This is a genomic window from Streptomyces sp. NPDC058145 (assembly GCF_042884245.1).
In the GTDB taxonomy this organism is placed as follows: Bacteria; Actinomycetota; Actinomycetes; order Streptomycetales; family Streptomycetaceae; genus Streptomyces.
The window spans coordinates 1,311-26,686 of record NZ_JBHVUH010000035.1 but is presented as its reverse complement, the minus strand read 5'-3'; the positions used below and the strand labels follow the sequence as shown (position 1 = coordinate 26,686).

Annotated in this window: 27 protein-coding genes and 5 pseudogenes; 22 read left to right on the top strand and 10 right to left on the bottom strand. The window is 69.6% G+C overall.

Annotated features, from left to right (window positions below; all coding sequences use genetic code 11):
* From ACFVVO_RS38195 to ACFVVO_RS38185, 3 genes and pseudogenes are all read right to left on the bottom strand, one after another.
* A partial coding sequence (locus tag ACFVVO_RS38195; RefSeq protein WP_390061409.1) for a helix-turn-helix domain-containing protein occupies window positions 1–75 on the bottom strand: 75 nt, incomplete at its 3' end.
* A gap of 495 nt (window positions 76–570) precedes the next feature.
* Window positions 571–1,893, bottom strand: a complete 1,323-nt coding sequence (locus tag ACFVVO_RS38190; protein WP_390061405.1) for an MFS transporter — start codon at window positions 1,891–1,893, stop codon at window positions 571–573.
* A gap of 253 nt (window positions 1,894–2,146) precedes the next feature.
* Window positions 2,147–2,903: pseudogene (locus tag ACFVVO_RS38185) on the bottom strand (zinc-binding dehydrogenase); the annotation flags it as partial.
* Between the two features lie 55 nt (window positions 2,904–2,958).
* Here ACFVVO_RS38185 and ACFVVO_RS38180 point away from each other — a divergent pair.
* Window positions 2,959–3,507 (top strand): transposase, encoded by a 549-nt coding sequence (locus tag ACFVVO_RS38180; protein WP_390061404.1) that lies wholly within the window; start codon window positions 2,959–2,961, stop codon window positions 3,505–3,507.
* Here ACFVVO_RS38180 and ACFVVO_RS38175 read toward each other — a convergent pair.
* Window positions 3,501–3,731 carry a hypothetical protein gene (locus ACFVVO_RS38175; protein WP_390061402.1) on the bottom strand — a complete coding sequence of 77 codons (231 nt, stop codon included), beginning with the start codon at window positions 3,729–3,731 and terminating at the stop codon, window positions 3,501–3,503. The genes ACFVVO_RS38180 and ACFVVO_RS38175 overlap by 7 nt on opposite strands.
* Window positions 3,732–3,997: 266 nt before the next feature.
* Here ACFVVO_RS38175 and ACFVVO_RS38170 point away from each other — a divergent pair, with 266 nt between their 5' ends.
* Both ACFVVO_RS38170 and ACFVVO_RS38165 read left to right on the top strand, forming a co-directional pair.
* A complete protein-coding gene (locus ACFVVO_RS38170; protein ID WP_390061401.1) occupies window positions 3,998–4,246 on the top strand; it encodes a hypothetical protein in 249 nt (82 codons plus the stop codon).
* Window positions 4,247–4,468: 222 nt separating this feature from the next.
* A complete protein-coding gene (locus ACFVVO_RS38165) occupies window positions 4,469–4,672 on the top strand; it encodes a cold-shock protein (protein ID WP_055489114.1) in 204 nt (67 codons plus the stop codon).
* Window positions 4,673–5,020: 348 nt separating this feature from the next.
* On the opposite strand, the pseudogene ACFVVO_RS38160 reads toward ACFVVO_RS38165, so the two are convergent.
* Window positions 5,021–5,860 (bottom strand): annotated as a pseudogene (locus tag ACFVVO_RS38160) (RNA-guided endonuclease InsQ/TnpB family protein); the annotation flags it as partial.
* 253 nt (window positions 5,861–6,113) lie between these two features.
* Here ACFVVO_RS38160 and ACFVVO_RS38155 point away from each other — a divergent pair.
* On the top strand, window positions 6,114–6,275 hold the full coding sequence (locus ACFVVO_RS38155; RefSeq protein ID WP_390061399.1) for a hypothetical protein: 162 nt from the start codon (window positions 6,114–6,116) through the stop codon (window positions 6,273–6,275).
* 128 nt (window positions 6,276–6,403) lie between these two features.
* Here the strand turns inward: ACFVVO_RS38155 and ACFVVO_RS38150 are convergent, their stop codons facing one another.
* Window positions 6,404–7,687, bottom strand: a complete 1,284-nt coding sequence (locus tag ACFVVO_RS38150; protein WP_390061397.1) for an MFS transporter — start codon at window positions 7,685–7,687, stop codon at window positions 6,404–6,406.
* Window positions 7,688–8,830: 1,143 nt separating this feature from the next.
* Here ACFVVO_RS38150 and ACFVVO_RS38145 point away from each other — a divergent pair.
* From ACFVVO_RS38145 to ACFVVO_RS38095, 11 genes and pseudogenes are all read left to right on the top strand, one after another.
* The gene (locus ACFVVO_RS38145) at window positions 8,831–9,682 is read left to right on the top strand and encodes a hypothetical protein (RefSeq protein WP_390061395.1); all 852 of its coding nucleotides are present in this window, start codon (window positions 8,831–8,833) and stop codon (window positions 9,680–9,682) included.
* Window positions 9,683–9,789: 107 nt separating this feature from the next.
* Window positions 9,790–10,317: a hypothetical protein gene (locus ACFVVO_RS38140; RefSeq protein WP_390061393.1), complete on the top strand. Its 528-nt coding sequence runs from the start codon at window positions 9,790–9,792 to the stop codon at window positions 10,315–10,317.
* Window positions 10,318–10,517: 200 nt separating this feature from the next.
* Entirely contained in the window at window positions 10,518–10,850 is a 333-nt protein-coding gene (locus tag ACFVVO_RS38135) for a hypothetical protein (RefSeq protein WP_390061391.1), read from the top strand.
* A 368-nt stretch (window positions 10,851–11,218) separates the two neighbouring features.
* Window positions 11,219–12,310 (top strand): sigma-70 family RNA polymerase sigma factor, encoded by a 1,092-nt coding sequence (locus tag ACFVVO_RS38130; protein ID WP_390061390.1) that lies wholly within the window; start codon window positions 11,219–11,221, stop codon window positions 12,308–12,310.
* A gap of 41 nt (window positions 12,311–12,351) precedes the next feature.
* A pseudogene (locus ACFVVO_RS38125) lies at window positions 12,352–12,679 on the top strand (ATP-binding cassette domain-containing protein); the annotation flags it as partial.
* 10 nt (window positions 12,680–12,689) lie between these two features.
* On the top strand, window positions 12,690–12,851 hold the full coding sequence (locus tag ACFVVO_RS38120) for a hypothetical protein (protein WP_390061388.1): 162 nt from the start codon (window positions 12,690–12,692) through the stop codon (window positions 12,849–12,851).
* Window positions 12,852–12,885: 34 nt separating this feature from the next.
* Window positions 12,886–13,239: a hypothetical protein gene (locus ACFVVO_RS38115; RefSeq protein ID WP_390061387.1), complete on the top strand. Its 354-nt coding sequence runs from the start codon at window positions 12,886–12,888 to the stop codon at window positions 13,237–13,239.
* Between the two features lie 213 nt (window positions 13,240–13,452).
* A pseudogene (locus ACFVVO_RS38110) lies at window positions 13,453–13,767 on the top strand (hypothetical protein); the annotation flags it as partial.
* A 25-nt stretch (window positions 13,768–13,792) separates the two neighbouring features.
* On the top strand, window positions 13,793–14,884 hold the full coding sequence (locus ACFVVO_RS38105) for an IS630 family transposase (RefSeq protein WP_390061385.1): 1,092 nt from the start codon (window positions 13,793–13,795) through the stop codon (window positions 14,882–14,884).
* 43 nt (window positions 14,885–14,927) lie between these two features.
* Window positions 14,928–15,146, top strand: coding sequence for a transposase (locus ACFVVO_RS38100; protein ID WP_390061384.1), 219 nt, complete (start codon window positions 14,928–14,930; stop codon window positions 15,144–15,146).
* 127 nt (window positions 15,147–15,273) lie between these two features.
* Window positions 15,274–17,199, top strand: a complete 1,926-nt coding sequence (locus tag ACFVVO_RS38095) for a glycoside hydrolase family 5 protein (protein ID WP_390061383.1) — start codon at window positions 15,274–15,276, stop codon at window positions 17,197–17,199.
* Between the two features lie 21 nt (window positions 17,200–17,220).
* Here the strand turns inward: ACFVVO_RS38095 and ACFVVO_RS38090 are convergent, their stop codons facing one another.
* From ACFVVO_RS38090 to ACFVVO_RS38080, 3 genes and pseudogenes are all read right to left on the bottom strand, one after another.
* Window positions 17,221–17,454, bottom strand: coding sequence for a hypothetical protein (locus ACFVVO_RS38090; protein ID WP_390061382.1), 234 nt, complete (start codon window positions 17,452–17,454; stop codon window positions 17,221–17,223).
* 759 nt (window positions 17,455–18,213) lie between these two features.
* Window positions 18,214–19,662, bottom strand: a complete 1,449-nt coding sequence (locus tag ACFVVO_RS38085; RefSeq protein WP_390061380.1) for a serine/threonine-protein kinase — start codon at window positions 19,660–19,662, stop codon at window positions 18,214–18,216.
* Between the two features lie 406 nt (window positions 19,663–20,068).
* Window positions 20,069–20,176, bottom strand: a pseudogene (locus ACFVVO_RS38080) (IS5/IS1182 family transposase); the annotation flags it as partial.
* Between the two features lie 72 nt (window positions 20,177–20,248).
* Between ACFVVO_RS38080 and ACFVVO_RS38075 the strand changes: the two are divergent.
* The 3 genes from ACFVVO_RS38075 to ACFVVO_RS38065 are packed head-to-tail and all read left to right on the top strand — an operon-like array spanning window position 20,249 to window position 22,045.
* A complete protein-coding gene (locus ACFVVO_RS38075; protein WP_390061411.1) occupies window positions 20,249–20,836 on the top strand; it encodes a hypothetical protein in 588 nt (195 codons plus the stop codon).
* On the top strand, window positions 20,836–21,195 hold the full coding sequence (locus tag ACFVVO_RS38070) for a hypothetical protein (protein ID WP_390061408.1): 360 nt from the start codon (window positions 20,836–20,838) through the stop codon (window positions 21,193–21,195). Before ACFVVO_RS38075 ends, ACFVVO_RS38070 begins: the two co-directional genes overlap by 1 nt.
* A complete protein-coding gene (locus ACFVVO_RS38065; RefSeq protein ID WP_390061378.1) occupies window positions 21,080–22,045 on the top strand; it encodes a hypothetical protein in 966 nt (321 codons plus the stop codon). The genes ACFVVO_RS38070 and ACFVVO_RS38065 overlap by 116 nt, the downstream gene beginning before the upstream one ends.
* Here the strand turns inward: ACFVVO_RS38065 and ACFVVO_RS38060 are convergent.
* Window positions 21,969–22,580, bottom strand: a complete 612-nt coding sequence (locus tag ACFVVO_RS38060) for a TetR/AcrR family transcriptional regulator (RefSeq protein ID WP_390061376.1) — start codon at window positions 22,578–22,580, stop codon at window positions 21,969–21,971. The two genes, ACFVVO_RS38065 and ACFVVO_RS38060, sit on opposite strands and share 77 nt — an antisense overlap.
* A gap of 77 nt (window positions 22,581–22,657) precedes the next feature.
* Between ACFVVO_RS38060 and ACFVVO_RS38055 the strand changes: the two genes are divergently transcribed.
* The 4 genes from ACFVVO_RS38055 to ACFVVO_RS38040 form a co-directional block, all read left to right on the top strand.
* Window positions 22,658–23,350, top strand: a complete 693-nt coding sequence (locus ACFVVO_RS38055) for an NAD(P)H-binding protein (protein ID WP_390061375.1) — start codon at window positions 22,658–22,660, stop codon at window positions 23,348–23,350.
* Complete coding sequence (locus tag ACFVVO_RS38050) at window positions 23,347–23,766, top strand: pyridoxamine 5'-phosphate oxidase family protein (protein ID WP_390061373.1); 420 nt, start codon at window positions 23,347–23,349, stop codon at window positions 23,764–23,766. Before ACFVVO_RS38055 ends, ACFVVO_RS38050 begins: the two co-directional genes overlap by 4 nt.
* A 7-nt stretch (window positions 23,767–23,773) precedes the next feature.
* Complete coding sequence (locus tag ACFVVO_RS38045; protein WP_390061372.1) at window positions 23,774–24,646, top strand: haloalkane dehalogenase; 873 nt, start codon at window positions 23,774–23,776, stop codon at window positions 24,644–24,646.
* A gap of 447 nt (window positions 24,647–25,093) precedes the next feature.
* Window positions 25,094–25,376, top strand: a 283-nt coding sequence (locus ACFVVO_RS38040; RefSeq protein ID WP_390061370.1) for a hypothetical protein, incomplete at its 3' end; no start/stop codon positions are given.

Genomic DNA, 25,376 nt, shown 5'->3' with positions numbered 1-25,376 from the left:
GCGCGACAGCTCTGCTGCCTGCGCATCGGTCGGATAGAAGCGGTACTTGAACGCCCGCTTCACATGAGAGGGCATGCTCACAAACTAGCGGGACTACAGGTAAAGATCAAACCTGCCGGTCGGGGCACGGGGTTTCGCCCCGGGGGCGAAACCCCGCTCCTTGCCCTGCTCCGCAGGAGTTTCGTTTCCTCCCCCACCTAAAGGCGGGGGTATCCACGAAAGGAATCAGATGAGGAGGACACGACGGCTCGGTGAAACGGTCGGCGCCGTTCCACGCCGTCGGCGTCCAGAGCTACCGGAGCCCGACTGCTCGAAGCACCCGCTCGTCTCCCCGGTACGGGCCGAAGTGGCCGCGGTCGAGGCTCGTCTGGAGCAGCTCCCCCTCCTCCTTGTCTGCTGGCGCTCGGCGAGGTGCCGGGACCGCTCACGCTGGTGGGCGGCGCCCTGTGCCTGGCGGGTGTGGCGGTGTCGCGGTCCCGGGCCCGGTCGGGGGCGACGGCCCGGACGGCCGCGGTCCCGGCTCCGGAGCAGACGGAGGCAGGGGAACCGCGGTCCGGCCGGACGCCCGGCTCAGTGTGAGCGGGCCCGGTCCGCGAGGACCTTGATGGAGACCAGGGCGATCAGCGACAGCCCGATGATGTAGCCGGAGACGGCCATCGAGGTGCCCGTCGCCTTCAGCAGCAGCACCATGACGAACGGTGCCAGCCCGCCGCCGGCGACAGCGGCGATCTGGTAGCCGAGGGAGGCTCCGGTGTAGCGCATCTCCGGGGTGAACAGCTCGGCGAACAGCGCCGCCTGGGGGCCGTACATGATGCTGAGGAAGCAGCTCGCGACGAACGTGCTGACCGCGAGCCACAGCAGCGACCCGGTGTCGATCAGCAGGAACATCGGCACGGCCCACAGCGCGATGCCGACCGCGCCGATCGCGTAGATCCTGATCCGGCCGAGCCGGTCGGACAGGGCGGCGGAGGCGGGGATCAGGACCAGCTGGGTGAGGCTGACGCACAGGGAGACGGTGAGGACAGCGCCCTTGTCCATGCCCAGTTCACGGGTCGTGTAGTCCAGGACGCCGGTGATGATGATGTAGAACGTCGCGGTGTTCACCGCGAAGGAGCCGCCGGCCAGCAGCACGGTGCCGAGGTGACCGCGCAGGATGGTGCGCAGGGGTGAGTTCTTCTCGCCCTTCTCCTTCTCGGCCAGCGCCCGCTCGGCCTCCCGGAACTCCGGGGTCTCCTCCACCCGGGTGTGGATGTACCAGGCGAGGGCGAGCACGAGCAGCCCGACCAGGAAGGGCATGCGCCAGCCCCAGGAGGCGAACGCGCTGTCCGAGGTGAAGGCGCCGGCCAGCAGGAACACGCTGTTGGCGGTCACCACTCCGATGGGGACGCCGAGTTGGACGACGCTGCCGTAGACGCCGCGCTTGCCCTCGGGGGCGTACTCGGTGGCCAGCAGCATCGCGCCGCCCCACTGCGCGCCGACGGCGACGCCCTGCACGATGCGGAGCAGGATGAGCAGGATCGGGGCGGCGACCCCGATCGTCTCGTACGTCGGGAGCAGGCCGATGCCTATGGTGGCCACGCCCATCAGGGTGAGCGCGAGCACCAGCATGGGCTTGCGGCCGTGCTTGTCGCCGAGCTGACCGGCGACGATGCCGCCGAGCGGACGGGCGAGGAAGCCGACGGCGAAGGTGGCGAAGGACGCGAGGACCCCGGCGGTGGGGCTCCCGGCCGGGAAGTACAGATCGCCGAGGACCAGGGCCGCGGCGATGCCGAAGACGAAGTAGTCGTACCACTCGACGGCTGAGGCCAGGGCGGCTGCCGTGGCGACCCGGCGGCGGTTGGGGGCCGCGGGAGTGGTGGAGGTGAGCGGCTGGGCGGAAGGTGCGGTGTCCATGCGGTGCGCGCTCCGATGGGTGCGGGGACGGAACAGATGGAACGGGACGAATCAGAGGGAACGGTGAAACGGTGGCTCGGGTTCCGGGGAACGTACTGACCGGACGGTATGTACGTCAACGGGTTGAACGCCGTGAGTTTTACCTGCACATGGCGCGGGGCTGTGCGTCCACAGGGGCGCGGCATGACTCGGGCCCCGGCCTCGCGGGGAGGCCGAGGTGCTCGGCGGGCCGGGGCCAGTGCCCCGACGGGCCCTAGAAGACCACCAGGGCCCGTCCTCCCTTGCCGGCCAGCATGTTGTCGAAGGCGGCCGGGATGCCGTCCAGGGCGATGCGCTCCGTCACCAGCGCGCCCAGGTCGAGGCGGCCCGCCCGGATGTGCTCGGCCAGCACCGGCAGATCCCGGGCCGGATCGGAGTTGCCGTAGACGCAGCCGGAGACCGGAGAGGGTCCGGCCCCAGTGGAAGATCTCCAGGGCGTTGAAGGTGACCTCCTGGTCCTTGCCCCCGATGCCGACGACGGTGGTGCGGCCACCGCGCCCTGCGGAGTCCCAGGCGGTGCGGATCGAACTCGCCCGGCCGACGCACTCGACGGCCACGTCCACGCCCTGCTTGCCGGTGAGGGCGCGGATCTCGCGGGCGGTGGTGTCCGAGGCGACGAGGTAGTCGGTGGCCCCGGCGGCCCGCGCCAGGTCCTCCTTCCGGGGCGAGATGTCGATCGCGACGATCGTCGACGCGCCCGCGATGCGTGCCGACTGCAGGGCCGCGAGACCCACTCCCCCGACGCCGAACACGGCGACCGTCTCCCCGGGCCCGACCCGCGCGCTGTGGTGGACGGCACCGTAGCCGGTGAGCACCGCGCAGCCGAGCAGGGCGGCGTCAGTGAGCGGGACGCCGCCAGGGACGGGCAGCACGCAGGACCCGGACACCACCGTCTCCTCGGCGAACGCGGCGACGTTCAGGCCAGGGTGCAGGTCGGTGCCGTCGTCCGTGCGGCGGGCCTGCACGTCGGCGTCCGTGGCGGCGCTCGGGGCCTGGCTGTGCTTCGAAGACGAAGCAGGCTTCTCGATGACGCCGCCCACCGCACGGACCTGGGCCCGGCGCGGAAGCACACCCGTCATCCGGGTGAGGGGACGCTCCCAGCGCCGCTTCTCCATCGCCGCCCTGGCCTGCCACAAGCACGGCGAACGCTCACGCCTGACCTACCGGCCCAAACGGCATGCCGATCACAAGCGCGGCGGCAGACGCAGCTTCACCTGGACCGACTACCGCGACCTGCTCATCGCCGCCCACCAGCAGCTCGGCGCACCCACCGTGCTCGTGTGGGACAACCTCAACGTCCACAAGGACCGCCGACTGCGGGAGTTCATCGACACCCACGACTGGATCACCTGCTACTCCCTGCCGGCCCATGCACCCGACCTCAACCCCGTCGAGGGCATCTGGTCACTGCTACGACGCGACAGCCAAGCTAACGCCGCATTCACCGACCCCAACCACCTCATCAGCACACTCCGACACGGTCTCCGCCACATCCAGTACCGCGACAACCTCATCAACGGATGTCTCGCCGAAACCGGCCTCACCTTGACGACATCACTGCAGCAACGTCAGTAGCGGCGGGACCACCTGCACCAGCGCCCGGTCGTTTGGCGCTCGGTGACCAGAAGCAGACCGAGAAACAGGACGAGCAGGCCAACAGACTGTGCCAGCTCGATGCTCAGGCCGTCGTGAGCGACGTACAACAGCCCGCTGACCAGCAGCATGACGACGAAGCCGAGGGTAAAGACGAGGTGGTGGGCTCCTGCGCCTGGTGTTCGTCGTTGGTCGTCATTGGCCATTGCCGAGCGGCCTCGGACGGCCCAGGGACGGCCCAGGGACGGCCCAGAATGCGACCCGGCGGCCCGCTCGGCGGCCTAGGAGCTGATGGGCAGCTCAGCGTCTGGCACGACCTGGTATCACGGGGGGTGTGTCGCGTTGGCTCATCAGTGGATTATTGGGCAGGTACATGCTCACTGAAGAAGCAACGCATCAACCGAGAGTTCGGTATGGTGCCGGGCCTAGGGGTGGCCGCGCGCCCTGGTCGGCAGGGACGTAGCGTCAGTGCATGGACTTCCGTATCACCGCTGAGGAGGAAGTGCTGGTCTTCCGACTAGCGGAGCTCGTGGACGGCGTCACGCAACCGCTGGAGACGCAGCTCGTCGAGGAGCTAGGCCCGGACATTCGGCAGCAGCTCGACGGGCTCAAGGCAAAGGGCTGGATCCTCGCCCGCGAGGCTGCAGACGGAATGATGGTCATCGGTCTCACCGGGCCGGCGTGGCAGGCAGTCCGCAGCCGCCGCGACGTCGGCCGGTAACGGCCGTCGTGACGCTGAAGATTCGCCTACGCCATCCCATAAGACCTGTGACCTTCGGCCTCGCCCGGTGTAGCGTCGCTACAAGTAGTCGTGGTTCCGAAGTCCCGTTCGCCCGTGACACGCGTCTCGGGCGTTCTTGCTGTTCAGCGCCACTCCGGACCAAGGCGATCACCTCCGGATCCCGCACGGTGCGGGGCCCGAATTTCCTTGAGGGAGACAGGCATGGCCAGCGGTACCGTCAAGTGGTTCAACGGCGAAAAGGGCTTCGGCTTCATCGAGCAGGACGGCGGCGGCCCCGACGTCTTCGCCCATTACTCGAACATCGACGCCTCCGGCTTCCGCTCCCTGGAAGAGGGCCAGCGAGTCACGTTCGATGTCACGCAGGGGCAGAAGGGCCCGCAGGCGGAGCACATCCGCCCCGAGTAACAACGCATAGAGGGACCCCGCCGGATGGTTACCCGCCGGGGTCTCTTGCTGCCCTGGTGAAAGGGGGACAAGCCAGTGCGCACCCCTGGCAGTGGTCCGCCCCCCGCGGTTGCGTGTTCAACCGTGTGGCCGGGGTACGGGTGTGCCAGCCCCACCCTCCCGCTCCCCCCGTTCGGGACGGTGGGCGCTTAGCCCCACCCTCCCGCACCCCCGTCCGGTGAGGGTGGGGCGCTCACTTTGTGGCCGGTGCACTGTCCGAGCAGGCGCCTACGCTCGAAGCCATCCTGATCTTGCGTGGGTATCCCCGGCTTCAGCCGGGGAGGGGACGCGTCACCAACGCCACCGCCCCAGCAGGTTACGGACGGTCAGGTCCTCGATCACGACCGTTTGGTTCTCACGGACGAGCCGAGTAGACAGCTTGTGCAGGAAGTCGCGGCGCCGGTCGGCGATCCGCGCGTGGATCTTGGCGACGCGACGCCGCGCTTTCTCCCGGTTCGCCGAGCCCTTCGACTTCCGCGACAGCTCCCGCTGCGCGCGCGCCAGCCGGAGGCGGTCACGGCGCTCGTGCTTCGGATTGGTGATCTTCTCCCCGGTCGACAGGGTCGCCAGGGAGGTGATCCCAGCGTCGATGCCCACGGCCGCCGTGGTGGCGGGGGCCGGGGTGATGCTGTCCTCGCACAGCAGGGACACGAACCAGCGTCCTGCCGCGTCGCGGGACACGGTCGCCGTGGTCGGCTCCGCACCCGCGGGCAGCGGACGCGACCAGCGGATGTCCAGCGGCTCCGCCATCTTGGCCAGAGTCAGTCGCCCGTCACGCCACTTGAACGCGCTGCGGGTGTACTCGGCCGACGCTCGGGACTTCTTCCGGCTCTTGTAGCGCGGGTACTTCGCTCGCTTGGCGAAGAAGTTCCCGAACGCGGTCTGAAGGTGGCGCAGCGCCTGCTGAAGAGGGACGGAGGACACCTCCGCCAGGAAGGCCAGTTCCTCGGTCTTCTTCCACTGCGTCAGCGCCGCCGACGACTGCACGTAGGAGAGGCGGCGCTGCTCGCCGTACCACGCGCGAGTGCGCTCCTCCAACGCCTTGTTGTACGCGAGGCGGACGCAGCCGAACGTGCGGGACAGCTCTGCTGCCTGCTCGTTCGTGGGGTAAAAGCGGTACTTGAACGCCCGCTTAACCTGCTGCGTCACGCCTCACATTCTATCAGTTCCCGTGTGAGCGGCGGGTGTCGGCCGGTGGCCATAGACGCCGAATCGCCCGGGCGGCGATTCGCCTTTCCCTGCCCCGCTACGCGAGAGCCTCGTTTCCTCCCCGGCCTGAAGGCCGGGGTATCCACGAAGGAGACCCGATGACGCAGCAGGCCCCCAGCGGGCCGCAACCCCCGTTCTAGGGCGCCTTGCTGGCCTGGCCGGGCTGTCCGCGCCGGTCCGTAGGCTGATCTGCATGGATGAGCAGCTGCGTCAGATCTGCATCAGCGCCGACCAGGGCAACGGCAGGGTCGTCCTCGACGGCCGCGACATCTCCCGCGAAGTCAGCGGCTACCAGTTGGGGCAGCAGGCCGGGCAGCCGCCCGTGCTGGTGCTGACGACGAACAGATCGCAGTGATCCCCCAGCAACTTCGGCCTTGGTCGGCCCGAAGCGCAAAGCCCTGACCTGCTGCCTCCTCAGGGCCAGGGCCGGGTGGTGCGTAGCTACTGCGCGGCCATACGTGCTGGGGTTGCTGAATGGCCGGGTCAGCCGGCCTCGTGGCGGGCGGGCGATGTCCTGGCTCGGAGGATCGGGTCGTTGCGCAGGCGTAGGAAGGTGACCAGCAGAGCGAGCGCCTGCACCACGGCGCACGCCCCGATGAGGCCGTCCAGGTACGGCAGCGGGGTGAGGGCGAGCAGCACACCCGCGACGGGGAAGGGCAGCAGCAGGAGCAGGATGGTCAGGGAGAGGGTCGCGCCGAAGGCCGCGGGTGGGATGACCTGCGAGCGGAGGGTGCGCAGGACGACGGTAAGTCCTCCGTCGGCGGCCATGAAGAGGGCCACGAGGGTCACGTAGCCGATATAGGAAGGGGCCTGGGGCACGGCCAGACAGGCGGCGGTCGCGACGGTCGCGCTCATGACGCCGACCCCCCACAGCCCGAGCCGGTCGAGGCCCGCCCGGCAGCAGACGACCGCGGCCAAGGTGACGGCAGCGGCGATCGACCAGAGGGCGCCGGCAGCGGCCGGGGACTGGCCGAAGCGGTCCTCCACGAGAACAGGGCTGGCCGACTGCAGCAGTCCGAGCATGAGGTTGGAGCAGGCCAGTCCGGCCACCAGCCGTCGCAGGGACGGCAGCGAGCGCAGGGTCTGCCATCCTTCCCGCAGGCCACCAACCGGCGCCGGTCCACCGTGGCGTGCGGCACGCAGAGGGGTGGGCGGTGTCTGCAGCGCGAGTGCGGCGGACAGGAAAGACAGCACGCTCAGGCACGCCAGCATGAGAGTCGGGCCGGTGAGCAGCAGAACGCCGCCCAGAGCCGGGCCGATGACGGTGGCCGTCTGGTCGATGCCGATCAGCACCGACTGCACCTTGTGAGTCTGCCTGTCGGTGCGGCGGCTGACGATGGCGCCGACCGCCTCGTTGGCGATGAAGCTGAACTGCGTCAGCGCCCCCGTCACGGCGGCCAGTGCCATGACGGTGACGGTCTCGACCGTACCCGGCGGCAGTGCGATCAGCGCGGCAGCGGCGCCCGCCACCAGCAGGGCGCGGGCGAGCGAGGCGAGGAAGGACACGATCGCCGCGCCGCTACGGTCCACCAGGGCGCCCGCGAAGCCGAACGCGGCCACCCGGGGAATCCACTCCAGTGCGAAAGCCAGGCCCGTCAGGGACGCGGAGCCGGTGGTGGCCAGCACGACGAGCGGCATGGCATAGGTCGACATGGAGTAGGCAAGGGCATCGCACACGCGAGGTGCGTAGATCTGCCGGAACAGGCTGCCTGTGGGCATGGCAGCGTGCCGGCCGGCCGGCTGGGCCTCGTGCAAGGAGACGGTCAAGATGTGGGGGCTTTCACTGGGCGGGCGTGGACGGACGGCTGGGCGTTGGCCGCTGCTCACGCTGAGGAGAACGTCCCAGTCACCCAACCCATGGGCACGGCATAACGGTGCACCTGAACTCCGTTCGAAACGCTGCGAGGTCAACACGGGCGGGCCCGCCACCGGGGGGCGTAAACGGGCCCGCGCGGACTGCAAGCGGCGTGATCCGCCAGGGGGCACTCTGTTCAGCGCATTCCAGGTCCTGCGCGTCACGGGTGGGGGCGCACCTCTACAAAATCACCTCTGAAGCGGGATCGCCTACGCCACATGTGGTCGCGTGCTGGGCGCCCAGGCCAGCCAAGGGGCGGTCAGATCTGCCAGGAGTTCCCGCTCGTCGGGCTCTGCATGGATGGTCCCGGTTTATGCCGACGTTTTCGCCCAAGTGAGGAGCTGAGCCCACCAGCCATCCCTCGATCGGCCCGGTGAACTGTCTGGCTGCCGCATGCGTCGCGCCGACTCACCCCGTCTGACCAGCACCGTCCCCGATCGATTCCTCCCTTCCGCTGCGCGTGCATGGTGCGCGGCTTCGGCGACTACACCGAGCTGAACCCCATGTTCACCTTCCAGGACCTGCACATGCTCCTCTCCTTCGACGGCGCCGTGGTGATCATCGTGTGCGCATTCGCGCTGCTGCGGGTCCGGCGCACCCCGGGGCGTATCCACGCCGGTGTGATCCCCGGCGCAGTGCTGTTGGGTACGGGCTGGGCGATCTCCGGGTTTGCCCAGCAATCCCGATCGTCCAGGTCGCCAACGGATACCTGCCCGCCCTCATCACCATCGTCGGCGTCACCATCGGTATCCGGCTGCGCCGCTGGGCCAACGCCCGATACTTCCACCTCGACCGCGGCTCCTGCGGCCTGTAACGGTCGGGGCCGCTGCGTCTGGTCAGCCGGAGTGGCGCGGGTCACTGCCACGGCGGACTCAGCCCGGATACGCCCGCCTTCTCCCGCGTCTGCACGAAGAATCCATGCAGGAGCATCACACATGCTGCACACAGCGTTTCTAAAGCCTCGTTAGTGTTGCTGGTTGCTCGATTACATGTGCGAACCTGACCAGGTCGTGGCCCAGGCGGGCCGACGGCATGTCGAACCAGGAAGACCGCGGATGGACTACTGCACTGCATGCCGTCGACATCTCAATGGCGCCCTGGTGTGCCCCGGGTGCGGCGCCTACGCCCCGGACATCGACCCGCACGCCGTCGACGGCCGCAGCAACTCGACCCCGACGATGACGAACGCCGCACCGGCCCCAACGCCTCACCGGGACACCGCAACCTCCCAAATGCGGCATGACGCAGGCCTCGACGGCGAGACGGAGCCCAGCGATTCCACAGGCGATGCCCCCGCCATTGCCGCCGATGTCGAGGACCCGCCGCCCGCGCAGCAGGGGCGTGCGGCACGTCGGCGCCAACTGGTCCGCTGGAAGAAGAACAAGCGTCGGGCGGCGATCGCCAGCGCCGTCACACTCGTCGGAGGCGGCCTGACCATCGCCATGATGGAACGGACCTCCGCCGACCGGTCCGAGGCAGCCACGGCGCCGGACGACGTGAGCATCGGCACCGTGGACGATCAACGACCCGAGCAGAACCGTCCGGCCTCCGCGCCAGCGACCGATCGGGACGCTCACCGGTCGTCACACGCGCCTTCGCAACCGCAGTCGCCGATGACACCCAACACCCTGCGAGTGCAGGCCCGCGTGGTCTCGCCCGGCACGGCGCCGGTTATCGACCGGCCCGAAGCCGCCGCGCCTGGCCGCCCGGCCGTGACGCCGACGCCGCAGCCGCACAGCACCGCCCCGACCACCAGCGACACGGCGCCCAACTCCTCCAATGCAACGGCGCAACAGCGGTCGATGCCCGCGCCCAGCAACGGCACGGCGGGAACGTCCCAGACCCGTCCCGCACGGGTACCGACGTCGCCGACGGACGTCTGCCTACTCGGACTGTGCCTCAACTGACCATGCCTGCATCCGGCCGTTCGGGGTAGAGCGAGTTCCGGAAGCTCGCGGGCTGGTCAGCCCGTGAGTCACGGCCCCGGCCGCCGGAAGGAGAGGGGGCAGAGCGCATGAGTTCCGACCAATTTCAAGTCCTGCTGCGCCGCGTCGGCCGGTGGTGGGCCGTCGACATTCCCCGCCTCGACCTACACACTCAGTGCCGCACTCTTGAGGGTGCGGAGGAGCTGGCGCGCGGCCTGGTCGCCGAAGCCGTCGGGGCCCCTCCTGACCTGATCGTCCTGAACATGGTGGTGCCCGAACTCGAGCCTGTGCTCACTCCGGTGGCCGAAGCGCGGCACCGCCGGGCGGCTGCGGTGGCCGCCGAGGACCAGGCGATCGCTGCCGCTGTTCGCGAGCTCGTGGACAAGCTGCATGTCAGTCAAGGTGACGCCGCGCGCCTGCTCGGCGTGCCCACAAGCGAAGTGGCCCACTTCACGCCACAACGCGGCACAGCGACCGCCGGCACACGGCAAAACGCAGGGCAGCAGCGCAACCCCGGGCCCGTGCTCAGTCCGCCGCGACCGGGCGCCGCCGTCCCTGTTTCCGGCTCGCGCCCCGGCCTGCCACGGCGGCAACGGCAGACGGCCTCGCCCGCCTGACCCGCCTGGGCGATTCCGGACGACGGCGCTGCAGGCCGAGGCTGACAGGGCTTCCCCACCAGCAGGCATGCGTGCACGGACAGACCCGCGCGGAACAAGTGTGTGGAGTAGCCGCCGAGCATTTGGGCGGTCGGCATGACCGGCCGCAACCTGGGTGGCATGTTCGGTGGTCTTGTGGGCAGGCGACACGGGTGTCAAGTGTGCCTGCTGAGCTCGTGTCGCAGGTGAGGTCTGCCCTGATCGAGGCCGGTTTTCAGGTGCTGGGTGACGGCGACGGTGATGACCCTGGCCTGCGTGTCCGCGAAGTGTCTGAAGGTGTTGTGATCAGCTGGTCTGCTTCGGACGGGTTCGTCGCGCTATCTCGTGAACGAGCCGCCCGTCCTCCCAGCGACGACAGCATGCGAGTGATCGTGCAGGCTGCCGTTTCTGGGCTGCTGGTCCAGCTCGGACACACGGTCGCTGAAACGCCTGACGGCGGTGACCTGCTCGTTCTTGCCGAAGCAGTCGCCCAGAGGGACGACGATGGCAGGTGAGTGTGGTGCCGGGCCGCCCGCTTGTTCATGATGAGAGCCGGAACGTCCCGTCAAGGGCGCCTTCGGCGTCGCCTGCGGCCCCCTTGACCGGCCATTCCGGCTCTTGGCCGGGCTGGTTATCGGGCGGCCCCTCCCGTGTAGTGCCTGGTCAGCTGGCCTGAGCCTGTCCGGCGGCCCACACCGACGGCCGAGGCTTGAAAGGCGGGTCCTTTTCGTCCCCAAAGGGTCTGCGGTAAAGAGGGCCCGCCGCGCTACGACACCGCCTGCCTCTCCCCCTCCACAACCGCCGCTACTCGGCGGTAATGTCGCGACCGGCCGGAAGCACAGGACCGGCGGGTGAGTGCGAAGGGACCCTCATGGCGACGGACATGCCTGGCAACACAGCGGCCACCGACGAGCGTTGGCAGCGCATGTGGAGCCATCGCGAGCACCTCCTCAAGGTGGCCCGGCGGCGATCCATGAGCCAGGAGGACGCCGAGGACGCCGTGCACGAGGCGATGCTGCGAGCCGCGGAGCGCCCGGACCTCGACGACGAGCGGCTCGGCGCCTGGCTGACGAGGGTGACGATGCGGCTGTGTGTCGACCGGTACCGGCAGGTCAACCGCGAGGCCGAGGTGGGCAGCCGCCCCACACTCGTCGCGTCGGGCCCGGTACCCGTCGAGGAGGCGGTGTGCGACCGGGCCGAAGCGAAGTGGCTCGCCGTGCGCAGCGGTGAGCTGCCCGCCCGGCAGACGGAGGCGCTCCGGCTGAAGTCGCAGGGCCTGGACGTGAGCCAGGTCGCGGTGCGGATGGGGCTCAGCTACCGGACCGTCGAGTCGCTGCTCGCCCGGGCCCGGCGGACGCTGCGGGCCTCGCTGGCCGGGACGCTCGGGCTGGTGCTGCTCCTGATCAGACGCGGGCGGCTGCTTGGGGGCGGCGAAGCTCATGCGGTCGCGGTCACCTCGATGGCGGCAACCCTGGCAGTGGCAGGGTTCGTGCTGCCATACGCGCTCGGCGCAGGCGGAAACGGGAACGGTCCGGCGCCGCGGCCGGCCGCGTCCAGCGACGCGCAGGTCCTGCGCAGCCAGGCCACGGGCCGCGGGCGCGCCCCTGGGACGCCCAGTCCCTCGCACTCAACGCCCGGGGCCTGGGGCCGGGCGCTCCGACCCACTATGGGAACGCCCCTGCCGGACGTGTCCGCGTCCCCGCTCCCAGAGCTGTCGGCGCCGCAGGTCCCACACATACCCCAGGTGCCGAAGGTGGCGGGCCTGCCGACCGCCATGCCGGGCCTGCCGACGAGGTCGGCAGCCGCGTCGGTCCCGTCAACCGCCCCTGGCCCCGGCCGTACCGGCCGCTCCGCTCTCCGTGCCCACCCCGAGAACGCCTTCCCGCACGCCGTCGTCCAAGCTGCCATCGCGCCGTACACGCGTTCGCAAAAAAATCTTCGTCCGTCGCGACGGACGCCCCTCCCCACCCCGTAGAGCAGAAGTCGGAGCGCACACGAGGCCGAAGGGTGAACGGGATGGGTGTCGAGACCTGTGTGGAAGGGCTGACCAAGTCCTTCGGCCACCAGGTCATCTGGCAGGACATCTCGCTGACGCTGCCCGCCGAGGAAGTCTCCATGCTGCTCGACCCTCGGGGACGGGCACGTCGGTGTTCCTCAAGACGCTCGAGGGGCTGCTTAAGCCACAGCGCCGCTCGGTGAAGGTCGCGGCCGGACCATCACCCGCCTGCACGAGCACAACCTGGACGAGGTGCGGAAGCGGTTCGGCGCGCTGTTCGGCTCGATGAACCTGTACGACAACATCGCCTTCCCGCTGCGCGAGCACACCCACAATGGCAGTCCTGAAAGCGGGCATCGTGCGGTCTGACGCGCGCTCGGCCCGGATCCTGGCCGTAGCCGACAGCAAGGTGACCACCACCGCCGCACCCGACGGACAGGCACGCATCTACCGGCTCCAACTCGACCCCGAGCGCATGGCCAGCAGACAACTGACCACCGACGTCGCCTTCGTGGGCTGACCCACCCGTGAGGCCATAGATGAGAAGAGACACCATGGCAAACCCGACCTCCCGCACCCGCGGCACCGGCTCACCGACACGCCGCGCTATGACCGCGACCGCCCGCCCAGCAGCCACGCGCGCCGGGCGGCCCGCACGCCCCGATCGGCCCGCACGCCCCGAGCGCGGCGCCCGCCAGGAAGAGCGGACTCGCTCCGGGCGCACCCTCGTCGTCGAGCCCCCGCCGAACGGCTGGGAGGACCCGCCGGAGCCCGAGTCGTTCGAGGAGGAGCCGGAGGACGGCGCGCCCCCACGCAAGGCCGGGCGGAGCATGCTCACCGCGGTGCTGGGCCTCGTCCTCGTGGCGGCCCTGGTCGCGGCCGCTGTACTCGGGTGGCACTACCTGTAGGGGCGGCAGCCGGAGCAGGCCCGCGGCGAGGCCCTCGCGGCCGCGCGGAAGGCGGCGCCGGTCATGCTGTCGTATGCCTACCGGCACCTGGACCGGGACTTCGCCCGAGCCCGCGCCCTGCTCACCGGCCACGAAACGTGCACATGCGCTGCTCACCAGGGGCGCACGGCCACGTGACCCTCGCCGGTGCGCGGTGACGCACCCGCTTTCGACTCTTCCCGCGCCATCCGCATTCACCTGCGGCGCCGGGGAATACGCGCGGTCATCCCGCAGCCGTCCGACCAGATTGGCCACCGCCAGCGGCGAGGCCGCCGCCCACCCGGCTTCGACCGCGAGGCTTACAAGCAGCGCAACACCGTCGAGCGCTGCATCGACCGACTCAAGCAGTGGCGCGGCCTGGCCACACGAACCGACAAACTCCCCCTTGCTTACCCCGGAGTCGTTCCACCTCCCCCAGCCTCATACCGGAGAAGATGCCCGCAACCAGCCGAGATCACGCGACGTAACGAAGCACTACTAGTGACCTGAGTCAGAGATTTGTCGTTAGTCGGGCATGAGTCGTCCGGGTCCGAAGATTCCGCCGTTGTCGGTCACTGATGCCCAACGGGCGGTGCTGGAGGGCTGGTTACGTCGCCGTACGACGGCTCAGGCGTTGGCTCAGCGGTCGCGGATCGTGCTGGAGTGCGCCGATGGTCACTCGATCATGGAGGTGTCCCGCCGACTGCGGATTGCTCCGGACACGGTCCGCACCTGGCGGCGGCGCTTCATCGAGCGGGGAGTGGACGGTTTGTGCGACGACCCGCGGCCCGGCGTCCCCCGGAAGATCACCGATGCTGATGTCGAGCGGGTCATCGTCAAGACGCTTGAGGAGACGCCGAAGAACGCGACCCACTGGTCGACGAGGTCGATGGCCGCGGCCACGGGGATGTCGCAGTCGACCATCTCGCGGATTTGGCGGGCGTTCGCCCTGGCCCCGCACCGGTCGCAGACGTTCAAGCTGTCCACCGACCCGCTGTTCATCGACAAGGTCCGCGATGTCGTCGGTCTGTATCTCGATCCTCCGGAGAAGGCTGTGGTGCTCTGCGTGGACGAGAAGTCGCAGATCCAGGCCCTGGACCGGTCTCAGCCGGTCCTGCCGATGGTGCCCGGCGTTCCCGAACGCCGCAGCCACGACTACGTCCGGGCCGGCACCACGACCCTCTTCGCCGCCCTCGAGGTCGCCACCGGCAAGCTCATCGGCTCCCTCCACCGCCGCCACCGGGCGGCGGAGTTCAAGAAGTTCCTCGCGAAGCTGGACAAGGAAGTCCCCTCTGATCTGCAGGTTCATCTGATCCTGGACAACTACGCGACCCACAAGACGCCCGACATCAAACGGTGGCTGCTGGCCCACCGACGGTTCCACCTGCACTTCACGCCGACCAGCGCGTCCTGGCTGAACCTGGTCGAGCGGTGGTTCGCCGAGCTGACCCAGAAGAAGCTCAAGCGCGGCGTCCACCGCTCCGTCCCAGCCCTCGAACGCGACATCCGGGCCTGGGTCGCCGACTGGAACGAGCAACCCAGACCGTTCGTCTGGACGAAGACAGCCGACGAGATCCTCGACAAAGTCGCCGCCTACTGCCGACGAATCTCTGACTCAGATCACTAGGTCGTTTCTTTCAGATCATCGGATCGTTGGTCTGGGTGCGTCGTTGACTGACGCCCAGTGGGCCCGCACCGAGCCGTTGCTGCCAGACCGGAGCCCTCGGCGGCGTGGGCGGTGGCGGGATCACCGGCAGGTGATCGACGCGATCGCGTTCAAGTACCGCACGCTCGTGTTCCGTGTGCTTCCCCCCATTGGTGAACGGTCGTTGCCGCTCGAACCGGTGCTGATGCGGTCACCGTGGCGGAAGGCACAGCAAGCGGCCTGAGCTACATCTGAGCCGCCGCGGTGCGCGGATGGCGCCGCGTGCGTCGGCCGTCTGGACGTTCCCGGCGGGACAGGGCACCGTACAGCCTCGGAGAACGGTTCCCCCACACCAACCGAGGGCTGGCCACATGTCGATGGCACCAACTGTCCTGCGTCTGGCCGGAGCGGTCGCCGGCCTCGTGCTCCTGACCGCGCAGACAACGACGGCGTCCGCCGCGCCGCCGCCCCGCTCACCAGCCCCGACCGCCGCCTCGGCGGCGGCCGAGACCTGGTATCCGCCGTTGTCCACCCGGGGCCGCTACATAGTCGACGCCCGGGGTGACCGCTTCCGGCTGAAGGGCGCCAACTGGGACGGCGCGCAGGGTTCGTGGACGGGCAGCGGCGACATCGGCGATCCCGCCAGCCACCACGCGGGCCAGGACTCCCACGGGATACCGCTCGGTCTCGACCGCGTGCCGCTGGACGGGCTGCTCACCGACTTCCACGAACTGGGCATCAACACCGTCCGGCTGCCGTTCTCCAACGAGATGATCCACAGCACGGCCTCGGTGCCCGACAACGCCGTGACCGCCAACCCGCAGCTGCGCGGCAGGACGCCGCTCCAGGTCTACGACGCCGTCGTGGACGCGCTCAGCCGGAGCGGGTTCGCGGTCATCCTCAACAACCACACCGACACCTCCCGTTGGTGCTGCGGGGTCGACGGCAACGAGCGGTGGAACACCGGGCAGTCCACCCGGCAGTGGGCCGACGACTGGGTCTTCATGGCCCGCCGCTACGCCCGGGTCCCGGGGGTGGTGGGCGCCGACTTGTACAACGAGGTCAGGCGCAACGTCCTGGACGACCCCAACTGGGGCCTGGGCGACGACCACGACTGGTACGCGGCCGCCCAGCTCGCCGCGGACCGGATCCTCACCGAGGGCGACCCCCGTCTGCTCATCGTCGTCGAGGGCATCAACTGGACCGGCCCGCCCGTGGACGGCCTCCCGCACGGACGGCCGCAGCTCACCCCCGTGCGCACGCTTTCGCACACCCTCGTGGACGCCCACCAGCTGGTGTACTCGGCCCACTTCTACGGCTACACCGGTCCGCACCACAGCGGCGCCACCGGCATCGGCGAGACGCACGACGCGCGCTACCAGGACATGACCCGCGAGCAGTTGGGCGCGGCGCTGGACGACGAGGCGTTCTTCGTCGAGGAGAGCGGCCGGCACTACACCGCGCCCGTCTGGGTGAGTGAGTTCGGCATCGGGAGCGGCGAGACGAACCCGGTGGCCCGCACCTGGTTCGGCAACATGACCGACTACCTCACCGACCACGACACCGACTTCGCGTACTGGCCGCTGGTCGGCTTCGAGGGCCACGACGACTGGGCGCTGCTGCGCTACGACGGCGCCGGGCACCGCTCCGGTGTGCTGGACGGCGCCGACTGGCGCGGGACGGCCTGGCGGCACCTCATGTCCGCGCCCGGCACGACCGGCCCTGTGGCATCCGTGCCCGTCTGGCGGATGCTCGCCACCGACCACGGCGACGCGGTGGAGTCGCTGCGCGCACGGGCCGCGGGCGACTGGGACCCCGGGGCCCGCAAGGCCGCCTGCCCGGACGGGCTGCGGCTGATCGGCCTGGGCCACACCAGCGGCCGCGGCCTGTGCACCGACGCCGGCACGGCGACTCCGGCCACGGACGCGGGGCAGACCGTCGTCACCGACGAGCGGTACGTGCCCGCCGGGGGCGACTGGGCGTCGGGGTACACCAAGCTCCAGTGCCCGCCGGGCGCGCTCGTGACCGGCTACAGCGTGCGCGGGGAGCGGGTGTCGGCGGCGCTGTGCGCGCCGGGCCGTACCGCGCTCGCGGGAGCCGTCCGCACGGTGTGGTTCGACCGGTCCGACAACCGTCCTGGCGGGGCGGCGGGCGGTGACTTCGCCGAGGGCGACTACAAGGGGCAGTGCGCAGCGAACGAGTACGCCGCCGGGATCGCGTTCACCACCCGGTTCGGCAGCCGCCCCGGGCCCGACGCCCTGCTGTGTGGTGCGGGTGGTGGTGAGCCCGGCGCGTGAGGGGCACCCGGCCGCGGCGCACTACTTCCCCATGGTGTAGCCGCACTCGCAGTGGGCGCAGCCCTCGCAGTCCGTGCCGACATGGGGGGCAACAGTCGCAGGGCAGGCGTCGGTGGGGCGGCAGCGTGCAGCATGGCGCTTCGTCTCCTCCAGGACTGCCGACTCCCTTATGGTCCAGGCGTGCCGCAGTGCGCGCACGGCCTCGGCGTCGGCGAGGGTCTCGGCGCGCACCGCGGCCTCGTGGGCGTCGAGCATGGCCTTCGCCTGGTCGTGGTAGACGGGGACACCGGCGGCCGGGGCAGCCAGGTGGTTGAAGAGCGGGCGGCGGGTGGCCCGGGACGGCGTCTGCGCTGCGGCTCCCAGTGTCGGTCTCGTGGTCGAGTCACATGGCGGAGGTGAAGACTCCCTGGTGGGTTTTGGGGTGCGCGGTCCGGCAGGGCCAGCTCCCTGTCGCGCAGGAAGCAATACGGAGAAGATCATGAACAACTTCTCCGGCAACTCAATGATGGACTGATTGCCGTCGGCCCAGTTCACGCGGACGGTGCGACCGGATTCTATAGCAACCCCGAGACCGGCACCGACAGCCTTACCGATCACCCCAGGCAGAGCAGCCTTCGCGGCAACCTGGCCCATGCCGCCGGCGACACCTTCCCTGGTCGAGAGTCCCTCCCACTCGAGCACGGTCTCGGCGGCAGCGCAGAGGCGGGAGTCGGGTGCAGGTCCTGGCCCATCCTGTGAAGGACTCCGGCCACGCTCTTCTTCCCTCGCGCTCGATCAGGACTCGGAAGGGAAGTTCGGCGCCGCGGCGATCGAGCTCCATGTAGCCGAGCGCGTCAATACAGAAGAGATCGACGCGGCCGTAAAGGGGGGATCGTCTTAGCGAGCTGCTTCTTGTCGGCGGCTTTGACTAGCTCGTTGCCAGCTTCGTTGCCAGGACGACTGGTACGGCCCCTGGTACGGGGCTGCCCTGTGCTGCTGCGTCCACTCGATACAGCGAGACTGTCCCTCCTGTCGCTACCGGTGCGGCTTTCCTCGGCTTCCGCCCTTGTCCGGCGTGTGCTTCCCTGCCTTTGGCCCGCTCCTGGCCAGGTGTTCCCCACTGGATTCGGAATCCCTGGCCCTGTCCCTCGTCGCCTTCTCGGTGTGATGGTGGTCCTTGTCGCCCGCCGGTTTTGGTCGTGAGAACCGAGACGCGAGGGACGTTGCCGAATCTTTTTTGGCGTGATGGTGGTCCTTGTGGTCTGCCTGTTCCGGCTGTGGGAGCCGAGACGAAAGGGGCGTCGCCGGAACCGGAATGAAGTCCCCGGCCGCTACGGCTGTGGGCACCGGCTCTCCCGTACGGGCAGGCGGGGCAGCGCTGTTCTCAGCCCCGTGTTCCCTGCTTTCGGCGGATGCCGAAGTCTTCTGAGAAATGGGCGGGGTCGCGGACGACCTCCGATCGGCTGGGGCCTCGGAGCCCCACGTCGGCACGGTCATCCCGATCGCTGTCGCGGCAACCATCGCCCCGGCTGCGGCGAGCGTCATCCTGTGACTCCGGAGGACCGATCGGCTGCCTGCGCGATGAGTTCCGCACTCGGAGCCGGAACGCACGCCGTCCAGCATGCCGCCTACCGTTGTCGAAGTGCCTGCGGCGGCCTCGCTCCGCTGCAACCTCGACAGGACTGCCACGCACGTCTGCGCATCGGGCCGGTCCGCCGCCTCGATCGCGGTCATGGAACCCAGCAGATCGCGTAGTGCCGCGGGCAGTCGCCTGGGGATCCGCGGTGCCCGGTGCAGACGGGCGACCGCGGACTCCAGCGGGGCGCCCTCGTACTCCAGCCGACCCGTCAGGCACTCCAGCAGTACAAGACCGAGAGCATAGATGTCGGCCTTCTGCTCCACGCGACGGCCAGTGACCTGCTCGGGGGCCAGATACGCGGCGGTCCCCACGATGGCGCCATCCCGCGTGGACGCGGTGGCGTCGATCGCCCGAGAGATGCCGAAGTCAGTGAGGTAGGGCCGGTTCTGCGCGTCCAGCAGGATGTTGGACGGCTTGACGTCACGGTGCAGGATTCCCGCCCGGTGCACGTGTCCGAGGGCCTCGGCCAGCGGGATCCCGAGCTCGACAAGAGCGGGAACGGTCATAGTCGCTTCGGTGATGCGCCTGCGCAGGGTGCTGCCCTCGACCAATTGCATGACAAGAAAGGCCTGCCCTTCGTGGCGGCCGACGTCGAAGACGGTCACTAGTCCCGGATGGTGCAAGCGGGCCAGGACGACAGCTTCATCCTCGAACCGGTCCTTCAGGCCCGTGCCGCTCCCCGGCCGGAAAACCTTGACCGCCACCGGACGACTGAGCCGCAGATCCGTGCCGCGATAGACGTCCGCGGCACCGCCGGCCCCCAGATGTTCACCCAGCTCGTACCGTCCGGCAAGCGTCGATGCCTGCGAGGGTTCAGAGGACCGGGTGTCCAGCGGGATCGTCATTTTTCTCCCAGGGGCGTGGCGGGATCGTTGCCGTTGGGTAAACATCGTTCTTGCAAGTACCCGACAACCGCACCTTCTACCTGGTGAACTGCTCGGTGTTGCCCGAAAGACACCAGGCCACGCTGACGATGTCGGATCGCCCCGGAGCGCCAGCCTCCGGCGCCACTGATGACGGTCGTGGACGTCAGAACAGCGCATTGGTAGGCGGTCTCTGGCGCGATAGTCTCGCGCTGATCTGGCGCACATCGAGGCGGAGCCGCCGCGGACAGCGACGGCGTTCCCTGGTACCACCCAGATCGCATGAGCCGGCACGCGCTTCTTGTTGCGGTCCTCGTCGAAACTGGGTGGCCGTCCGCGCGTGAGCTCTTGCGCAGGCGGGCGGCCTGGCTGTCACTCTTCCCCCCCAGATCGTGTGGCGGATGCCCCGCCGTCGCAGGTACTTGCGGACGGGGCCGTTGTCGTATGCCTTGTCGGCAGCGAGACTGCCCGGTTTCAGACGTGGCCTACCTGCGCCGTGTCTGGGACGCTGTTCTTCTCCGGAGAGTCGCACCTGGGCGCCGCCGGTGATCGTGACAGTGGTGCCTGCGTGATCGCCATCGAGGATCGCTTGTCCCTGCCCGATGAGAGTCAGGTCCTTGACGAAGGCGAAGGGACTGGTGCATCTCCCTTGCACAAAGTGGGTTGCGCCTGGTGGGGCGCTTGCAATCGCCATCTGCAAGCCTGTGGGGTTGCTTCGACATTTGCCGACATCGGCCCCTTTGTGCTCCGGCTCACCGCTGAATGCTTCACGCGACGGGACCTCCTGTTGAAGGCCAGCAAAGCGGTGCTGACGACGGCCTCTATGACGGAAGTGCTAAGGCGGGCGGTCGCCGCCGGCCACGGGACGTCGTTCACGTACATCGCGGGCCTGGACGACCTCGACGCACTCCGCACCGGCGTGGAGACCCTCGCGCCGTACGTGACCGAGTTCCCGAACTTCCAGGTGTACCAGGCCCACAACCGCATCATGGCTGGCCTGCGCGCCTCCGGAGCCCTTGAGCTTGAGTACTACCTCCGCGCCCGCGCCGAGATAGAGAAGATCATGGAGCCCTCCGGGCGGCGGCCCACGGCATGGGAGTGCTATCGCCCCCTGTGGTACTTCACCTTCGCTGACGAGACCCTGGTCTGCGCGTGATGGAGAACGATGCGGTTCTGGCCGAGGCTCTGTGGAGAGCCATCTGCTACGCCTCGGTGTGCCAACTCCACCAGGGGGACAACGTCCTGCTCAACCAGCCGCTTACCGCCGAACACGTGAAGGAGCGACCGTCCGGCCACTGGGGGACCGTGCCGGGCACCGCCTTCGCCTTGACCCACCTCGCCCTTGCCGCCGGGGCTCTCGACGGGGAAGTCGGTCTCGTGCCACTCCTCGGAGCCGGTCATGCCGGCGTGGTCCAGCTCTCGGCGTTCCTGGGTGACAGCCGAGTTGGGCAAGTTGCGCCCGGAATTCGGACCGGACGCCGACGGTCTGCGGCGGCTCTCCCGGGCTTTCCCTGACGTGGAAGGGCTCGGAGCCGAAGTCACCCCGGCGCTTCCGGCCGGTGCCCTTCTCGGTGGACGACTCGGGGGCTGCCTGCCCTTCGCCCAAGGGGTCGCGCTCGACGCTCCCGACAGGGTCGTCGAGCCTGTGATCGGTGATGGCGAGTGCGAGACCCCGACGACCGCAGCGGCCTGGCGCGCCCACGGAGATCTCACCGGTACCGCAGTACTTCCCGTGGTGCACGTGAACGGCTTCCGCATGGGCGGTCCGTCACTGCTCGGACGACTGGACGACGTCCGGCTCCGGGCGTACTTCGCCGGTATCGGATGGCGGGCCGTGATCGTCCACGTCACCGCCGGATCGCAGGCCGAGCACACAGCCTTCCACGCCGCCCTACGGGACGCCCTGGAGGCCACTGTCGTAGGCCGGCCCACGGCACTGGTCCTGCGCTGCGTCAAGGGATGGACCGACCCTGTCACCCTCGGCGGCCAGACGCTCATCGGTACGCCCGCTCTGCACAAGACACCTCTCACAAACCCGCGCGCCGACGTCGACCAGCTGTCGCAGCTCGACGACTGGCTTGCCTCCTACCGGCCTTCCCAGCTGTTCGACACGCGGGGACGAAGCCGGGGGCCCCTGGCGGAAGCAGTCGCCCGGGTTCGCTGGTGCGCCCTGCCCCGCGCGCGGTCGGCCACCCCGGACGCCCCGCCAGAACCCAATGCTGCCTCGTTCACGAGCGCGGTCACTGGGACAGTCCGGCGGCACGCAGGACGAGGGGACTTCCTGCTCCTCAGCGCCGACTGCCTGCTCTGGTGGTTGCCGCGGTGCGCGGCCTCGGGGCCAGTGCCGCGCGCAGCGCCGGGGTGAGGGCGTGGCGGGTCTCGGACGGGGTGAAGGTGGCGGGGGTGGGGAGGGGGTTGAGGTAGCGGGTGTAGATCAGGCCGCCGAGGATCGTCACCACGGCCGTGGCGCGGGCGGTCGCGTCCCGGCCGCCAAGAAATTCAACAAGCCGGACCAGCAGCTCGTGTTCCAGGTATTCGCGGAGCACTTCGGAGGCCTCGTCGCCCTGGGTGGTGAGTTGACGGAAGTCGGCGTCCTCCCACAGGTCCGTCACCGCGTCGATCAGGCGTTCGGGGAGGGTTGCCGGGTCGCCGCCGAGGACCTCGTCCACCGCCAGCGCGTTGGCGCACTGGAACTGCATCACGTCCGCGAACAGGCCCTTTTTCGATCCGAAGTGGTACGCGATCAGCGCCGGGTCGACCCCGGCAGCCTCGGCCACCGCACGCAGAGTGGTGCGCCGGTAGCCGCGTTCCAGGAACAGCGCGCGGGCCGCCGAGACGATCGACTCGCGGGTCGGCGGGTTGCCGCGGGGGCGGCCTCGGGTACGGGCGGCGTTATTCATCAGCGTTGAGCTTTGAGTTTCATGATCGGCACAGTCAAGGGCGTTCCAGGAACCACACGAAGGGATGACCCGACACCGTGCGTATCGCAGTCTTCGGTGCCAACGGACCGACCGGCCGCCACCTCACCGACCAGGCTCTCTCAGCCGGCCACGAGGTCGTCGCCGTAACCCGCCGCGCCGGCTCCCTCACCGAGCGGCCTGGCCTCGCCATGGTCGTCGCCGACGCCACCGACCCGGCGGCCGTCGCTGCCGCGATCGGCGGGACGGACGCCGTCCTGTCCGCGCTGGGCGCGCGCTTCAGCAAGGAGACCATCACCATGTACTCGGCGAGCGCCATGGCCATCACCAGGGCCATGGCCCGTCACGGCGTCAAGCGCCTGCTCGCCGTTAGCTCCAGCATCGCCGACCCGGGCTGGCGCCCCACCGGCGCGCACTTCTTCAACCACGTGCTCGACCCGCTCGTGAACCGGCGCCTCGGCCGCACTCTCCACGAGGACATGCGCCGCATGGAGGCGATGATCCGTCAGACGGACCTCGACTGGACCCTCGTCCGGCCCTCGGGCCTCTTCGAGCACCCCGTCGTCACGGACTTCCACACCGCCGAGACCAGCGCCGACGGCGTCTTCACCGCCCGTGCCGACCTGGCCGCGAGCATGCTGCGCGAGCTTGAGGAGCGGCGGTACGTCCACACGGCCATGGGCGTCATCACCACGGCCGTGAAGCCGAACATCGCCAAGCTGATCTGGAACGAGGGCGTGAAGAAGAAGTGATCCGGGCGACAGTCGAACTCCCGGCCACCGCACGAGCGTTCCTCGTCGGCCCCCGCACGGCCACCCTCACCACCCTCCGCCCCGACGGCACCCCGCACGTCACCCCCGTCCGCTTCACCTTCGACGCAGCCACCGGCCTGGTCCGGGTGACCACCCGGGCGGGGGCCCGCAAGGCCCGGAACGTGTCAGCGGGCGGACCGGCGGCCCGTGTCGCGCTCTGCCAGGCGGACGGCTTCCGCTGGGTCACCCTCGAAGGCCGGGCCGCAGTCACCGACGCCCCCGCGCGCCTGGTCGAGGCGGTCCGCCGCTACACCGCCCGCTACCGCGAGGCCCCGCCCGCCCCACAGGACCTGGTCGTCATCGAGATCGCCGTCGACCGCGTCCTGAGCCTCAACCCCGTACGGAAAGCGAAGTGACACCACGATGCCCACCCTCCCCGTCCTCGACAGCACCCTCTACCACCGCGAGTCCGGCGACCCCGACGGGCTGCCGATCGTCTTCCTCCACGGCAACCCCACCTCCTCCCACCTATGGCGGAACGTCCTGCCGGGTGTGGCCGCGCCCGGCCGGCGCCTACTGGCCCCCGACCTCATCGGCATGGGCGACTCCGGCAAGCCCGACATCGCCTACTCCTTCGACGACCACGCCCGCTACCTCGATGCCTGGTTCGACGCCCTCGGCCTTGCCGAGGCCGTCCTCGTCGGCCATGACTGGGGCGGCGCACTCGCCTTCGACCGCGCCGCCCGTCTCCCGGACCGTGTCCGCGGCCTCGCTTTTACTGAGACGATCATCAAGCCGCTGGTCGGTGACGAGTTCCCGGCGACCGGGCGGGAGTTGTTCACCCTCCTGCGCACCCCCGGGGTGGGCGAGGAGATGATCCTGGAGAAGTCGCTGTTCATCGAGGGGCTCCCGGACACGCTCGCCACGCCGCTCGCCCCTGCCGACCTGGAGGTCTACCGCCGCCCCTTCCCGACCCCGCAGAGCCGCCGCCCGGTGCTGGCGTGGACACGCATGATGCCACTGGACGCCGAGCCCGCCGACGTCGTGGCCCGCGTCGAGCACTACGACGCCTGGCTGGCCGCCAGCCCCGAAGTCCCCAAGCTGCTCGCCGCGTTCGAGCCGGGCCCGGGCGCGATGACCGACCAGGGGACCGTGGCCTGGTGCGAGGAGAACATCGCGGGCCTGGAAGTCTCCCAACACGGCCTCGCTGGCCACCACACCCCGGAGGACCGCCCCGAGGAGCTGGCCGCGGCGATCAACGCCTGGGCCGACCGCCATGGGCTGGCGCGCCAGTAGAGGTCCTCGATCCCGGTGGTGACGATCGTCCCGGTGCCGGCTGCGCCGCCGCCGACGGGTATACGCGCCACCATCGAACGCCACTGCGAACGGGAACCCTCGGATATCGCCTACAGGCCAGCACCTGGAGGCCCTGCGCACGCGACGGCAACGACGCCACACTGAGATGACCGTTCGATCAACCACGGGTGTGTGCAGGCGACTTCGGACTTCAATGCAGCCGAGTTCGAAAGCTGACAGCCGACATCCGGATCGGCTACGCCCGCAGCCACCCGTACGCGCGCGTGTGACGCCGACACGCCAAACGCCGGTTCCCGGTTCAGTGATTTTTCGATACATGAGGTGTCCTTGACGGCGAGTCGGACTTAACGCTGCCTTGCGGACGTCAATATGAATATGTCCGACCCAGGCAGGCGCATTAGGCACCTGCCGTGAAAGGAGCACGGAATGCGGGTTTCCCGTTTTGCCGCCGCGCTGGGCGTCGCGGCCGCCATCCTGGTAGGCGGCGCCACTGGCGCCAGCGCCGCCGCCGCGCCTTCGGTGGTATCTCATGCCACGCACGACCGTGGCCACGACCACGGTGACGACCATAGACGCGGCTACCGGGACGGCCGCTGGGGCCACCACCGCGACGACCGGGACGGCCGCTGGGGCCACCACCGCGACGACCGGGACGGCCGCTGGGGCCACCACCGCGACGACCGGGACGGCCGCTGGGGCCACCACCGCC